At 68.2% G+C, this 13,222-nt stretch carries 13 protein-coding genes; 4 read left to right on the forward strand and 9 right to left on the reverse strand.

Annotation, left to right across the window (positions count from 1 at the left end):
* Window positions 1–26 precede the first annotated feature (26 nt).
* The 3 genes from OHB13_RS02900 to OHB13_RS02910 all read right to left on the reverse strand — a co-directional run bounded on the left by OHB13_RS02900 (window position 27) and on the right by OHB13_RS02910 (window position 3,398).
* Window positions 27–1,244 carry an acetyl-CoA C-acetyltransferase gene (locus tag OHB13_RS02900; protein ID WP_328375357.1) on the reverse strand — a complete coding sequence of 406 codons (1,218 nt, stop codon included), beginning with the start codon at window positions 1,242–1,244 and terminating at the stop codon, window positions 27–29.
* Between the two features lie 202 nt (window positions 1,245–1,446).
* Complete coding sequence (locus OHB13_RS02905; protein WP_328375359.1) at window positions 1,447–2,469, reverse strand: NADP-dependent oxidoreductase; 1,023 nt, start codon at window positions 2,467–2,469, stop codon at window positions 1,447–1,449.
* The gene (locus OHB13_RS02910) at window positions 2,469–3,398 is read right to left on the reverse strand and encodes an amidohydrolase family protein (protein WP_328375361.1); all 930 of its coding nucleotides are present in this window, start codon (window positions 3,396–3,398) and stop codon (window positions 2,469–2,471) included. Before OHB13_RS02910 ends, OHB13_RS02905 begins: the two co-directional genes overlap by 1 nt.
* 172 nt (window positions 3,399–3,570) lie before the next feature.
* Between OHB13_RS02910 and OHB13_RS02915 the strand changes: the two genes are divergently transcribed.
* Genes OHB13_RS02915 through OHB13_RS02930 form a run of 4 tightly spaced genes read left to right on the forward strand, consistent with a single transcriptional unit; the run spans window position 3,571 to window position 7,050 of the window.
* Window positions 3,571–4,560: a quinone oxidoreductase family protein gene (locus OHB13_RS02915; protein WP_328375363.1), complete on the forward strand. Its 990-nt coding sequence runs from the start codon at window positions 3,571–3,573 to the stop codon at window positions 4,558–4,560.
* Window positions 4,557–5,009: a hypothetical protein gene (locus tag OHB13_RS02920; protein WP_328375364.1), complete on the forward strand. Its 453-nt coding sequence runs from the start codon at window positions 4,557–4,559 to the stop codon at window positions 5,007–5,009. The genes OHB13_RS02915 and OHB13_RS02920 overlap by 4 nt, the downstream gene beginning before the upstream one ends.
* Window positions 5,006–5,419 carry a hypothetical protein gene (locus tag OHB13_RS02925; protein ID WP_328375365.1) on the forward strand — a complete coding sequence of 138 codons (414 nt, stop codon included), beginning with the start codon at window positions 5,006–5,008 and terminating at the stop codon, window positions 5,417–5,419. Before OHB13_RS02920 ends, OHB13_RS02925 begins: the two co-directional genes overlap by 4 nt.
* Window positions 5,416–7,050, forward strand: coding sequence for a 3-(methylthio)propionyl-CoA ligase (locus OHB13_RS02930; protein WP_328375367.1), 1,635 nt, complete (start codon window positions 5,416–5,418; stop codon window positions 7,048–7,050). The genes OHB13_RS02925 and OHB13_RS02930 overlap by 4 nt, the downstream gene beginning before the upstream one ends.
* 280 nt (window positions 7,051–7,330) lie before the next feature.
* Here OHB13_RS02930 and OHB13_RS02935 read toward each other — a convergent pair whose 3' ends face one another.
* The 6 genes from OHB13_RS02935 to OHB13_RS02960 all read right to left on the reverse strand — a co-directional run bounded on the left by OHB13_RS02935 (window position 7,331) and on the right by OHB13_RS02960 (window position 13,068).
* Window positions 7,331–8,308 carry an ABC transporter substrate-binding protein gene (locus tag OHB13_RS02935; RefSeq protein WP_328375369.1) on the reverse strand — a complete coding sequence of 326 codons (978 nt, stop codon included), beginning with the start codon at window positions 8,306–8,308 and terminating at the stop codon, window positions 7,331–7,333.
* A gap of 85 nt (window positions 8,309–8,393) precedes the next feature.
* Window positions 8,394–9,191 carry an ABC transporter ATP-binding protein gene (locus tag OHB13_RS02940; protein WP_266859609.1) on the reverse strand — a complete coding sequence of 266 codons (798 nt, stop codon included), beginning with the start codon at window positions 9,189–9,191 and terminating at the stop codon, window positions 8,394–8,396.
* 41 nt (window positions 9,192–9,232) lie between these two features.
* On the reverse strand, window positions 9,233–10,087 hold the full coding sequence (locus tag OHB13_RS02945) for an ABC transporter permease (RefSeq protein ID WP_266859607.1): 855 nt from the start codon (window positions 10,085–10,087) through the stop codon (window positions 9,233–9,235).
* A gap of 49 nt (window positions 10,088–10,136) precedes the next feature.
* Window positions 10,137–10,931, reverse strand: a complete 795-nt coding sequence (locus tag OHB13_RS02950; RefSeq protein WP_266859605.1) for a TauD/TfdA dioxygenase family protein — start codon at window positions 10,929–10,931, stop codon at window positions 10,137–10,139.
* Between the two features lie 124 nt (window positions 10,932–11,055).
* Entirely contained in the window at window positions 11,056–11,835 is a 780-nt protein-coding gene (locus tag OHB13_RS02955) for a GntR family transcriptional regulator (protein ID WP_328375373.1), read from the reverse strand.
* 174 nt (window positions 11,836–12,009) lie between these two features.
* Window positions 12,010–13,068 (reverse strand): chitinase, encoded by a 1,059-nt coding sequence (locus tag OHB13_RS02960; RefSeq protein ID WP_328375375.1) that lies wholly within the window; start codon window positions 13,066–13,068, stop codon window positions 12,010–12,012.
* Window positions 13,069–13,222: the final 154 nt, after the last annotated feature.

Here is a 13,222-nt window from a genome sequence, read left to right on the forward strand (position 1 = left end):
GGGATCCAGGTTTCCCGGAACAGCGTTCAGGCGAGGCGCTCGATGACCATGGCCATCCCCTGGCCGCCGCCGACGCACATGGACACGAGACCGGTCTGCTTGTCCTCGGTGCTCAGTGCGTTGAGGAGCGTGGTGGTGATGCGTGCCCCGGTCATGCCGAAGGGGTGGCCCAGGGCGATGGCCCCGCCCTTGACGTTGAGGCGGTCCTCGTCGATGCCCAGCTCCCGCGAGGACGCGATGACCTGGGCCGCGAACGCCTCGTTGATCTCGACGAGGTCGATGTCCGCCGCCGTCATGTGTGCGAGATGCAGGGCCTGTTGGACGGCCGTCACGGGACCGAGGCCCATGACTTCCGGGGACAGGCCTGTCACTCCTGTCGATACGATGCGGGCGAGCGGCCGGAGGCCGAGTTCCCGGGCCCGGATGTCACTCATGACGACGAGAGCGGCCGCGCCGTCGTTGAGGGGGCAGCAGTTGCCCGCGGTGATGGTGCCGTCGGGACGGAAGACCGGCCGCAGTGCGGACACCGCTTCGAAGGTCACACCCGGCCGGGGGCCGTCGTCGGCTGCGACGACGGTGCCGTCCGGCAGTGTCACCGGGGTGATCTCGCGGGCGAAGAACCCGTCGGCGATGGCCTTCTCGGCCCGGTTCTGACTGCGTACGGCGAACTCGTCCTGGTCGGCCCGGGTGACGCCCTTGAGCTGGGCGACGTTCTCGGCGGTCTGCCCCATGGACATGTAGGCGTCGGGCAGCAGCCCCGCCTCACGGGGGTCGGACCAGGTCAGACCGCCCTCGGCGAACCGCTGGGTCCGCTCCTGGGCCGGCGCGAACACGGGGTTGTACGTGCCCGGGAGGTTGTCGCTGTTGCCGTGCGCGTAACTGCTCACGCTCTCGACGCCCGCCGCGATGAACGCGTGGCCCTCGCCGGCCCGGATCGCGTGCATCGCCATCCGGATGGACTGGACGCTGGATGCGCAGTATCGCGTCACCGTGGTGCCGGGCAACTGGTCGAGCCCGGCCAGAACGGCGACGACGCGGCCCATGTTGTGACCGGAATCCCCGCCGGGCAGTCCGCAGCCGAGGATCAGGTCACCGAGTTCGGCCGGGTCGAGATCGGGTACGGCCCGGAGTGCCGCCCGCACGATGTGCACGGCGAGGTCGTCGGGCCGGATGTCCTTGAGCGAGCCCTTGACCGCCCGCCCGATCGGCGAGCGGGCTGCGGAGACGATGACCGCCTCTGGCATGACATTTCCTTCCGGAATAAATTAATGTCTACATTAATAACTACTGAGTCACAAGCGTGCGGGGCGCTCAAGCGGACCGCCCCGGACCGCGAGGTGGAAAAGACCGTATGGACGTGGGTGGGCCGCTGAGCCCGGCCCCCGGAGAGCATCGGGTGGACGGTCTCCGGGGGCCGGACCTCTGCGCCGGTCGAGCCGCGCCAGGTCAATTCCCCGCGGAGGCAGGCGCGACCTCCACGAGCTGCTTGCCGAAGTTGCGACCGGTGAGCATGCTGATGAAAGCCGCCGGTGCGTCCTCCAGGCCACCCTTGGCGACATCCTCGCGGAACCGGATGCGCCCCTCCTTGACCCAGCCGGCCAGTTCGCCGATGGCCCGGGGCCAGTAGTCGCGGTGGTCCGCGATGACGAAGGAGTAGACGTTGACCCGGTGGAGCAGCAGGTGGCTGATCCCCTTGATGCCGTACGGCTCGTCGCGGTTGTAGTCGCTGATGTTGCCGCAGAGCACGACTCGGCCGTGGTCGTTCATCCGCGGCAGGATCGCGTCGAGGATGCGACCGCCGACGTTCTCGAAGAGGATGTCGACCCAGTCGGTGGTGAGCTCCGTGAACCGCTGCTCGAAGTCGTCGGCGCGGTGGTCGAGGCACTCGTCGAAGCCGAGTTCCTCCTTGACGTACCGGCACTTCTCCGGTCCGCCGGCGACGCCGATGACCCGGCATCCCTTGATCTTGGCGAGCTGGCCGACGACACTGCCGACCGCGCCCGAGGCCGCCGTGACGACAACGGTCTCGCCGGGCTTGGGATCACCCAGGTGCAACAGGCCGTAGTGCGCCGTGGCGCCGGTCATACCGAGAACGTGCAGAGCCAGCGAGACGTCCGCCGCGCCCAGATCGACGATGCGGGCGGAGCCCTTGGTGACGAGGCCGTATTCCTGCCAGCCGAGCATGCAGGCCACGTGGGTACCCACGGGCAGCGCGTCCTCATTGCTCTCGACGACCTCACCGACTGTCGCGCCGGGCATGGTCTGGCCGGGCTTGAGCGGCTCCACGTAGGACCGGACCGGGTTCATCATCGGCCGCATGTAGGGGTCGAGAGAGAGGTGGCGGACCCGGACGAGCGCCTGGCCGGGGCCGGGAGTGGGGCGCGCGGTCTTCTCGATGAGGAAGTCGCCCTCGGTGACCATCCCTTGGGGGTGGTCACGCATCGCGACGCGGAGGGAACCCTCACCCATCACTTGCCCGCCTTCTTGAGCAGCCGCTCGGCGTTGCCGTACATGTAGGCGTGCAGGGCGGCGTCGTCGAGGTCGAGCTCACAGCTCTTCAGGACACCCTCCTCGACACCGCAGAAGGAGTAGGCCGACGCGTAGACGAAGCGGTTCGGCAGCCAGTTGACGCCGTCGGCGTACGCCTGCCCGCCCGGAGCGAACATGTAGACGTCGGGAGACACGAAGACGTTGTGGATCCCCGTGGCCTCGCTCTTGAAGGCGAGCGAGATCGCCTCGTTCACGTACGGGTAGCAGCCGTGCCCGAGGACGACCGGCATCCCGGGGTGGCGGCGGGCCACCCGGTCGAAGCGGACCGGGTCGGTGTGGCTGATGTCGGGACCGGCGAGCGGGCCCGTCATGAAGAGGAGCGGGACGCCCAGGTCGGCGATCTTCTCGTAGAGCGGGAAGAGCTGCTCGTCGTCCGCGTACATGGGCGTGCGGGCGAGGCCCGGCTCCATGCAGACGCCGATGAGGCCCAGTTCCTTCACCGCGACGTCCAGGCCCGCGATGATGTCGTCGATCGGCTTGTCGAAGTCGATGCCGGCCAGGCCGAGTACGCGGCCGTCGGTGCGCTCGGTCAGCTCGGCGAGGTCGGTGTCCTCGATGTGCACGGGGACCGGACGGTTCACCGAGTGACGGCCGTTCATGACGCCGAGGCGGACGCCGACCGAGTCCATCTCCGCGATCACGGCCTCGATGGCGCGGTCCTCCGCGTTCGGGAAGGGGTCCGTGCTGATCGTGTAGGACCGCGGAACCGCGTCACCCAGGATGCGGTTCACGGCGCCGACGACGGTCGGGGTGAAGAAGTTGCGGTAGGGGCCGGTCGGCGGGCGGAGACGGAAGTCGATGATCCGGCCACGGAGGCCGTCGAGCCGCTCGGCGGGGGTGCGGGTCATGGCGTGTTGCCCTTCTCTTGATCAGACGGAGGGACAGGCGGAGGAACAGGCGGAGGTGTCCGGGTAGGCGGAGATGTCCGGGTACTTCGGCCACCGCTCTCGCGCTGTCGCTCTGGCAGAGTAATCCGTTCCAGTGTTATTGTCGACAGTAACTTCTAGGAAGGTCTGACCCATGGATGCTGTACGGATCCGTCCCACTCCCGACGGCGGCGTTCCGGTCGTCGTCGGCCTGCCCGCACCGGCTCCGGGCCCCGGCCAGGTCCTCGTCCGCGTCCGGGCTTCGGGGCTCAACCGCGGAGAACTGCTGCAGGCCGGCCGGGTCAAGGACGGCGACCTGGTGCCCGTTGGCGTCGAACTCGCCGGGGAGATCGACACCGTGGGGGCGGACGTCACGGACTGGAAGCCCGGCGACGCCGTCGTCGCGCACGGCACCGGTACCCAGGCCGAGCTCGTCGTGGTCTCCGCAAGTGCGTTGGTCCGCAAGCCGGAGAGCAGCTCCTGGGCCGAGGCGGGCTCCTTCCTCAACGTCTACATGACGGCTCACGACGCGCTCGTCACCAACGGCCGCATGGCACCCGGCGAGGCCGTGCTCATCAACGCCGCGACGGGCGGCATCGGACTCGCGGCCGTCCAGATCGCGCGGGCCCTCGGCGCCGGCACGGTCATCGCGACGACGACCTCGGCGTCCAAGACGCAAGCCCTGTACGACCAGGGAGCCCATCACGTCATCGACATGTCCTCGCAGGACCAGGTGTCCACCGTCGCGGAGATCACCGGCAACCGGGGCGTCGATGTCGTCATCGACTCCGTCGGTGGCACGGTTCTGGACGACAACCTGACGTCGATGGCCGTCAGGGGCCGCCTCGTTCAGGTGGGCCGGATGGGTTCGGCCCGGGCGGAGATCGACCTGACCACTCTGTGGCGCAAGCGGCTGACCCTCATCGGCGTCACCTTCCGGACCCGGACCGAGGAGGAGCGGCTGGACTGCATCCGGGCGGCCGAACGCGACCTGCTCGACCTGTGGGAACGCCGGGTCATCGTGCCGGTCGTCGACCGCACGTTCGCCATGGCGGACGTCGCCGCGGCATACGACCACATGACCAGGAGCGGGCACATCGGCAAGATCGCACTGCTCATGCCGCCCCCGGCCGGTGACCGGTGAAGATCGCAGGCCACCGCGGCAAATTCGACCGCCTCGTGGCCCTGCGCCAACGCCTCGACCCGATCGAGGACTTCGAGCTGTGGTACTGGACGACGCTGACGGCGTGCACCAACGCCTACAACGCGGCCGTCCACGACGCCGGACTCACCGTCGCGGAAGGCGCGTTCTCCACGATTCCGGGGATGTACGTGGTCCCGGACACCGACGGCTCGTTCCACCGGGAGCTGCGCGAGCTCGGCGACGTCAGTCATGTCGGCTGGCCCCCGGTGGACGGTGACAAGCCCGATGACATCGTCCTCCTGGAACACGCCATTCACCGCATCGAGGTCTTCCGCGACCCGTGCCTGCGCGGGAACCGGCGGCCCGACGCCGCCGTCGTGGCCGAGTGCGACGACGCGTTCGCGGTCGTGACATCGGTGGCGGCCCCACGTGTGAAGGGGGAAGCATGAACGTCGAACGCCACGTCGAGCTGGCCTCGAACATCGAACGCTCACTGACCCGACTCGGCCCGGACGACCACGAGATCGCCATCGAGGCCGCGATGCTCGCCGGCACCCACTGGCTCAACGCCGCCCTGCACGCGGACGGCGTCACAGCCGAGGACGAGGACGTCATCCACTGCTCGATGCTCGTCGTCAACATGGTCCGCAAGTACGCGGCCGCCGAGCCCGCCCTCGTCCGCGCCCTTCAGGAGATCGAGGATCTGCGTCCCCTGCACGTGCGCGGGGACGTCCCCGGCGGATCCGCCGCCGGACGCCGCGCGCTGGAACTGCTCACCGCCATGCGGCTGCGCGCCGCCGGCTCCGTCGAAGCCAGGGGCTCCGCCCACTCCGCCGACTCACTCCAGGAGGCCCGGTGAACGGCCTGATGATGCATCAGCAGCTCCTCGTCTCTACTCTCCTCACCCACGCCGAGCGCCATCACGCGAACACCGAGGTCGTCTCGGCACGGTGCGAGGGTGACATCCACCGGTACACCTTCCGCGACATGGCCCACCGCAGCCGACAGGTGGCCCAGGCCGTCGGGGCGATGGGCGTCGGGCCCGGCGACCGCGTCGCCACCCTCGCCTGGAACACCTACCGGCATGTGGAGCTGTATTACGGCGTCTCCGGTTCCGGTTCGGTTCTGCACACGCTCAATCCGCGCCTGCACCCGGACCAGCTCGTCTGGATCATCAACAACGCCGGCGACTCGGTCCTCTTCTTCGACCTCACCTTCGTCGACCTGGTCCGGGAGATCGCTCCGCGCGTGCCCGGCGTCCGGAAGTTCGTCCTGCTGAGCGACGCCGGGCAGCTTGCGGCCGCACAGCCCGCCGGCGACGACCTGGAGGTCACGGCGTACGAGGACCTCCTGGCGGCACAGGACGGCGACTACACCTGGCCCGACTTCGACGAGAAGCAAGCGGCCTCCCTGTGCTACACGAGCGGCACCACCGGACACCCCAAGGGGGCGCTGTACTCGCACCGTTCGACCGTGCTGCACTCGTACGGTGTCGCCCTGCCCGACTCGATGGGGCTCTCGGCCCGCGACGTGGTCATGCCCGTCGTGCCGATGTTCCACGTGAACGCGTGGGGCATCCCGTATGCCGCGTGCCTCACCGGGGCGAAACTCGTGCTGCCCGGCAAGGATTTGAGCGGCCCGGCCCTCACGGCGCTCCAGGAGGCCGAGGGCGTCACGATCTCCGGGAGCGTTCCCACCGTCTGGCAGGGGCAGCTGGACCACGCACGCGCCACCGGCATCACGCTCAGGACCCTCCAGCGGGCCGTCATCGGAGGCGCCGCCTGCCCCGCCTGGATGGCCCGTGAGCTGCGGGACGTCCACGGGGTCCGGGTCATCCACGGCTGGGGCATGACGGAGACGAGCCCCTTGGGCTCCGCGTCGGTCCTCAAGCTCAGCCACCAGGCTCTCGACCGCGAGGCGCAGGAGGCGGTGCTCGCCAAGCAGGGCCGCTCCCTGTTCGGCATCGACATGAAGATCACGGACGATGAGGGCGCCGAGCTGCCGTGGGACGGCCGCACGCCGGGCCACCTCATGGTGCGGGGCCACTGGGTCACCAGCGGGTACTACCCCCCGGGCCGTCCGAGCCCCCTCGTCAACGGCTGGTTCCCGACCGGCGACATCGCGACGATGGACCCCGAAGGGTTCATGCAGATCACGGACCGGAGCAAGGACCTCATCAAGTCCGGTGGCGAGTGGATCAGTTCGATCGAGATCGAGAACCTCGCTATGGACCACCCCGAGATCGACACGGCTGCCTGCATCGGCGTCAGGCATGCGAAGTGGGATGAGCGCCCCATCCTCGTGGCCGTCCGGCGACCGGGCTCCACCCTCACGGCGAAGGAGCTCCTCGGGTCATTCGCCGGGAAGATCGCCAAATGGTGCGTCCCCGACGACGTGGTGTTCGTGGACACCCTGCCCATGGGGGCAACGGGCAAGATCCTCAAGGCGCCCTTGCGGGAGCAGTACCGCGAACACCTCACTCACAGCTGACCGGGGGCGTCTCCCCCACCGGAGCCGCCGTCGGGCGGTCCGTTGCACCACGCAACGGGCCGTTCGCCGACGGCTTCGTCGTTCCAGGGCCGTACGCAGGGCCGTACGCAGGGCCATACTCAGGGCCGGGCGCCGGGCACATCAGGACGACCCGGGCAGTCCGGCCGCTCCGGCAGCAAAAGGGCCCCGCCCCGGCCTTCGCCACCCAGGGGTCCTGGTGGCGTCGGCCGGGGCGGGGCTCTGAACGGTCAGCGAAGATGCGGGGTTCGCCCGCCGGCCCTCACTGTCCGCAGCTGTTGTCGATCACGTCGAATGGCACAGCGTCCGGCTTCCCGGTGGAAAACTTCACGTTCGTCTTCCAGGCGGCGGCGTCGGTCGAGGTGATGTACGACTGATGAACCTTGTCCCAGAGTCGGCCGGCCGCATCCGCCCTGAGTCCCAGCAGCTTCGACAACGACTTCACACCGGCGGCCTTGTTCGCGTCGTCGTTGATCCACTTCACCGCGGAGTCCATCGCCCTGCAGAACTTGCCGACGGTACCGGGGTGCTTGGCCTTGTAGCCCTTCGTGGTGGCCCAGAGGACCTGAAGGCCATTGCGGCTGAGGTCACCGGCCCCGCCTGCGAGGGCGTCCGAGAACGGCACGAGGTCGAGCCCGTGCGAAGCCAGTGTGAAGTACGTCGACGAGGAGCCGACGACGGCATCGACCGTTTTGTTGCGCAGAGCGGGCTCCTGCGTCACGGCCCCGCCCACGGCCACGAAGGTGACGGAACCGGGGTCCACACCGTTCGCCTTCAGTACCTCCTGCGCGTACTTCTCCACGGCGGACCCGCGTGAGACGACGCCGACCCGCTTCCCGGCCAGCTGTTTCACGTTGGTGATGTGACCGGACTTCGGGGCGAGCAGCACCATGTCCAGCCGGCCGTAGGGCGGCAGCAGGGTGACCGGCTGCTTCTGCTGGATGGCCGGGATGATGTTGTCCGGGCTCACCGCCGCGATCTGGGTCGAGCCGCCGATGAGCTGCGCGGCGAGCTCGGGGCCCGACTTCGCCGCCAGGGGTTTGACATCCAGCCCCTCCTTCTTGAAGAAGCCCTGCTCAATGGCGATGGTCGAGGGCCAGGCGATGGAGTTGTGCAGATAGTTGCCGAGGACGATCTTCGAACCGTCGCCCTGGTCACCGGAGTTGCCCTGGCCGCAGCCGGTCAGCAGGACGAGTGCGAAACCGAGCCCGACGGCAGCCGGCTTGCTGGCCTTGTACACCCTGGGCCTCCTCTACTGTTCGATGTGGCAGGGGCCGGGGGGAAAAGCGGACGGACGGTGAACCGGCCGGGTACGCCGCAGGCGTTCACCGGCGCAGATGGGCACGGAGCCGCTCAAGGATGTCCTGATAGGCCGAGTCCATCGTGATGTGTGTCAGATCCCGCGGCCGCTCGATGTCGATCATGACGTCGTCGAGGACTCCGCCCTCCCCCATGAGCACGACACGGTCGGCCAGCGCGACGGCCTCACCGAGATCGTGCGTGACGAACATGACCGTGCGGTGTTCCTCCCGCTGCCACAGATCGAGGAACTCGTTCTGGGCGGACCGCCTCGTGTTGACGTCAAGAGCGGCGAACGGCTCGTCCATGAGGAGCAGTTCAGGGTCGAGGGCCCAGGTCCGGGCCAGTGCGACCCGCTGGCGCATCCCCTGGGAGAGCTGCCAGGGGTAGTGCTTCTCGTGGTCAGCGAGGTGGACGGTCGAGAGCCAGCGGGAAGCGGTCTCCTTCCGTTCGGCGGTGGGCTTGACCCCGCGCAGCTCCAGGCCGTACTGCACGTTGCCCGACGCGGTGCGCCAAGGAAGCAGGGCATCGCGGGCGAGCATGAAACCCATCCGTTTGCGGGCGGCCCGGGGTGCGGACCCGAGGACGGTCACCGCGCCGTCGGCCGCCTCGACGAGACCTGCCGCCATGTTGAGCATGGTCGTCTTGCCGCAGCCGCTCCGGCCGACGACCGCCACGAACTGCCCGGCGGGTATCGACAGGTTGAGCTCTTCGAGGATCGTGCGGACTCCGCCGTCGGCAGAGGGAAAGGTGACGGTCACGTTCTCGAACGTCACGGCGTCGGCCGGGTGCGCGCCACCCTGAAGCGCCGACGCGCCGTTCATGGCGGGATCCGTCTCGGACCTATGGGATCGGGCTGGCATGTTCACCGCTCTTCCGGGGGCTGCCACCTGAGCAGCCGTGCCTCGATGGCGCCCATGAATTGGTTGAGAATGACGGCGATCACGGCCAGCAGGATGAGAATCGCGTACACCGCATCCATCCGGAAGATGGCGGAGTAGTTCGCGATCAGCTGGCCGAGACCGTTCTCGGCGGAGATCAGCTCGGAGCCCACTACACCCAGCAGTGAGTAGACGAGGCCGAGGCGCAGGGACGCGAAGATGGCGGGCGTCGCGACGGGGAAGAAGATCTTCGTGAACAGCTGGACCTTGTTCACTCCGAGGACGGCCGACAGCCGGAGCCACTCCGCGTCGGCGGACCGTATCCCCGCGCGCGCCCCCGACATGACGATGAAGAAGACGAGCGTCGATGCGAGGGCGACCTTGGCCCACAGCCCGATGCCGAACGCCACGATGAACAGCGGCGCCAGCGCGATGCGCGGCATGGAGTTCATGGCGTCCAGGAACGGCGTGAGAATCCGCTCGGTGGAGGGCAGGAGGCCCAGCGCGAGCCCCGCGACGACGCCCGCGACCCCCGCCATGACCCAGGCCAGCAGCACCGCCGTCATCGTCGCCCGGGTGTTGGACCACAGCTCCCCCGACTCCCCGGCAGTGACGAGGTAATGCCACGACTGCTCAGGGGACTTGGAGAGGACGGGGTCCAGGATGCCCGCGCTGGTGGTCCATTGCCACAGGCCGAACCAGGCGATCAGCAGGAAGACCTGCCATGCGCGCACCTTGATCCGTCCGCGCTTGCGGCGAGCGGACGGGGGACGGCCTTGCCCTTCGGCGGCTCCGGCCGCCCCCACGGGAACGGGTGACTTGGTGTTGCTGGAGGTCATGGCCTCTCCGTCTCGGGAATGCATCAAGAGGTTCAAGATGCCCGGTCGCTCAGGCCGGGGCCTCGCCGTGGAGCGTGATCCGGTTGAGGGCCCGCGGCTGGTCGCCGTAGTCGTGGACGGCGTAGTGCATCGTGCAGCGGTTGTCCCACATCACGAGGTCACCGGGCTGCCAGCCGTGCCGGTACACGTTGTCCGGGGTGACGGACCGGGTGTAGAGGAACTCCATGAGCGGGTCGCTCTCCTCCCTGGTCCAGCCTTCGATGCAGCTGTTCTCCAGGTGGCCGACATAGAGGGCCTTGCGCCCGGTCTCCGGGTGCGTACGGACGAGGGGGTGCACCGCCTGCGGCCGCTCCGCCTCGGGGATGCCCATCATCCGGCCGAGCCGGATGCCGCGGAAGCGCACCCGCAGGGTCTCCAGCACACGCCGCAGATCCGGTGAGAGCCTTTCGAAAGCGAGGTACTGGTTCGACCACAGGGTGTCGCCGCCCACCGGGATGGTGACGGCCGAGAGCATCGAGATCTTGGGCGGGACCGCCTCGAAAGCGGCGTCGTAGTGCCATGCCTCGGTGGCGGTGGTCTCCTTCTTGACGTCGGTGATCTGGACGACGCCCGGAGCGTCCGCGAGCTGGTTGAGCATGGCCGTGACGACCGGGTCGCCCCAGTGGCGTGCGAACCTGGCGTGCGCCGGCGGTTCGAGGTGCTGCCCCCGGAAGAGGAGCATGCAGTGCTCCAGGAACGCTTCCCGGAGTGTGGCGAGTGTCGCCGTGTCGAGGTCCTCCCCCAGGCGGACCCCTTCGACCGACGCACCGATCGACCCGGTGAGTGGTGTGATCTTCAGGGCCATGATGTTCCTCCGCGATCCGTGCCGACAGGGATGGCTCAATCCTTTTTCAGATTGATGTCGACAAGAATAAAGAAGGGGTGACCACTGTCAACCCCACGGACGAAACCCGTTCAGTCAGATACGTTCAGTCAGATACGCGGGTGTCCTCAAGGGCCACCAGGGCCGCGTCGCGGATTCGCTCGATGCGATCCACGGCGATCCGGACCACCGGGGCGGCCTTGCCCGCCGCCACCGCGGCCCGAAGGGTGTGCCAGCTCTCCAGGGACCGCGGGATGCTCCCGGGGTCGCGCGCCAGTCCCAGACGCACATATCGGAGCGTCTGGAGGGAGACGGACTGCAACAGGTCCGCGAGGGTCTGGTTGCTCGCTGCCGCCGCGATCGACGAGTTCAGCAAGAACGTCGCCGTCGCATAGTCGTCGGCGGACTGGTCGTCGACGGACTGGGAGACCGACCTCTCGACCGCGGACATGTGGGAGTCCAGGACGGCGAGCAGCCTCTTCGGTTCCTTCATCTCCTCCCGGAGGAGCATGACGTACAGCGCGATCCGCACGTCGAAGACGTTGCGCACCTCCCTGGCCGTCGGCGCGGTGACGAGCGCGCCCCTCCGTGCCTGGAACTCGACGAGCCGGTCCCGCTCAAGGATGCGCAGCGCTTCACGGACCGGCGCCCGGCTGACACCGAGGATCTCGCAGATGTCCTGTTCGAGCAGGCGCTGACCGCCGTGGATCAGGTCGAAGGTGATGACACAGGCCAACCGGGCAGCGATCTGCTCCGCCAGAGAGACCGCCACCTGCATACTGGAGCGATGCCTGAGCAACGACTGCTCCACAGCCGTCATCCGCTGGTCACGAGGCAGGAGCAGCCCGGACAGGTCAGGCAGGTCCTCCGTCCGTTTGCGTGCCAAGCCGCAGCCCTCTTCCTCGGTCGGTGTCGTCGGTCAATGCCACCACCAACCGCGCGGACGCCACAGTACCGGCCCATCCAGCCAGGGCGGCCCGTGCGAAGCCACCAGGGAATCCCTGAAAACGCCACAGCCCTACCGACGCGGGGTGAGCCCGCCCAACTCCCATCGCCCGGATCAGAGTTGGTTGAACAGCGACGAAACGTTGTCCCCGAAGGTCCATCCCTTGGAGCCGTCCCAGTTGAGCGACCAGGTCATGAGTCCCTTGAGACCGCTGTTGTAGGCGTTCCACGCCTGCGCCACCTGCCCGGTCGACATGTACCCGCCGCCCGCACCGGGTTGCGCCGGCAGTCCCGGCACCTGCTTGTCGTAGGGGACCTTGACCGTCGTGCCCTGAACGGAGAGCCCCTTGTTCAAGCAGTCCGTCTGCGCGGTGAAGCCATCGACCGTCCCGGCGGAGTACGAGTCACCGGAGCAGCCGTACATGCTGCCGTTGTAGTACTGCATGTTCAGCCACCAGAGCCGGCCGTTGTCCGCGTACTTCTTCACGATGGGCAGATACGCGCCCCAGATCGAGCCGTAGGTGACGCTGCCCCCGGTGACGTACGCGGTCTCGGGCGCCATCGTCAGACCGAAGTTCGACGGCATCCGGGCGAGCACGCCGTCGATGATGCGGATGAGGTTGGACTGGGAGGCCGAGAGCTGGTTGATGTTGCCGCTGCCGGTCAGTCCGGTCTCGATGTCGATGTCGATGCCGTCGAAGTTGTACTGCTTCAGGAGCGGCACCACGGTGTCCACGAACCGGTCGGCGACCGCGGTGGAGCTCAGGTCGATCCCCGCCGTCGCGCCGCCGATGGACATCAGTGTCGTGAGGCCGGAGGCTTTGGCCTGGCACATCTCGGCCGGGGTCGGGACCTTCACCGTCGAGTCCATCCCGTCCTCCCACAGGGCGGTACCGTCCGAGCGGATGACCGGGAAGGCCGCGTTGATCACGTTGTAACCGTGGGCGGGGATACGGGGGTCGGTGATCGGGATCCAGCCGAGCGGCGGATGCACACCGTTGGCGGCCCCGTCCCAGTTCTCCCAGTACCCCTGGAGCACCTTGCCCGCGGGCTTCGACTTGACCGCACAGGTGTCGACGGCCCGCGGACTGCCGGGCGCGGCGGCGACCAGCATCTGCACGACGGCGGCCGTCGCGAGACCGACCCCCAGAAGACGTACCGTCCGACCGATCATGTCGTGTCCCTTCCTGGCCCGGCGAGTTGGCGGAGCACGGGCATCACGCACCTGGCACACTCAGACATCCACGCGATGTCACGTACCTGTCAATCTAAAGTGGTCCAGACCTGTGGTCAATAGGTCTGGACCAAGGCGCAGGTGAGGGGTGGAC

This window comes from Streptomyces sp. NBC_00440 (genome assembly GCF_036014215.1).
In the GTDB taxonomy this organism is placed as follows: Bacteria; Actinomycetota; Actinomycetes; order Streptomycetales; family Streptomycetaceae; genus Streptomyces.

Excerpts from the sequence above, each read along its gene's own strand:
- OHB13_RS02910 (WP_328375361.1), bottom strand. The coding sequence starts at position 3,398 with ATGACCCGCACCCCCGCCGAGCGGCTCGACGGCCTCCGTGGCCGGATC.
- OHB13_RS02900 (WP_328375357.1), bottom strand. The coding sequence starts at position 1,244 with ATGCCAGAGGCGGTCATCGTCTCCGCAGCCCGCTCGCCGATCGGGCGG.
- OHB13_RS02950 (WP_266859605.1), bottom strand. The coding sequence starts at position 10,931 with ATGGCCCTGAAGATCACACCACTCACCGGGTCGATCGGTGCGTCGGTC.
- OHB13_RS02960 (WP_328375375.1), bottom strand. The coding sequence starts at position 13,068 with ATGATCGGTCGGACGGTACGTCTTCTGGGGGTCGGTCTCGCGACGGCC.
- OHB13_RS02945 (WP_266859607.1), bottom strand. The coding sequence starts at position 10,087 with ATGACCTCCAGCAACACCAAGTCACCCGTTCCCGTGGGGGCGGCCGGA.
- OHB13_RS02915 (WP_328375363.1), top strand. The coding sequence starts at position 3,571 with ATGGATGCTGTACGGATCCGTCCCACTCCCGACGGCGGCGTTCCGGTC.
- OHB13_RS02940 (WP_266859609.1), bottom strand. The coding sequence starts at position 9,191 with ATGAACGGCGCGTCGGCGCTTCAGGGTGGCGCGCACCCGGCCGACGCC.
- OHB13_RS02925 (WP_328375365.1), top strand. The coding sequence starts at position 5,006 with ATGAACGTCGAACGCCACGTCGAGCTGGCCTCGAACATCGAACGCTCA.
- OHB13_RS02905 (WP_328375359.1), bottom strand. The coding sequence starts at position 2,469 with ATGGGTGAGGGTTCCCTCCGCGTCGCGATGCGTGACCACCCCCAAGGG.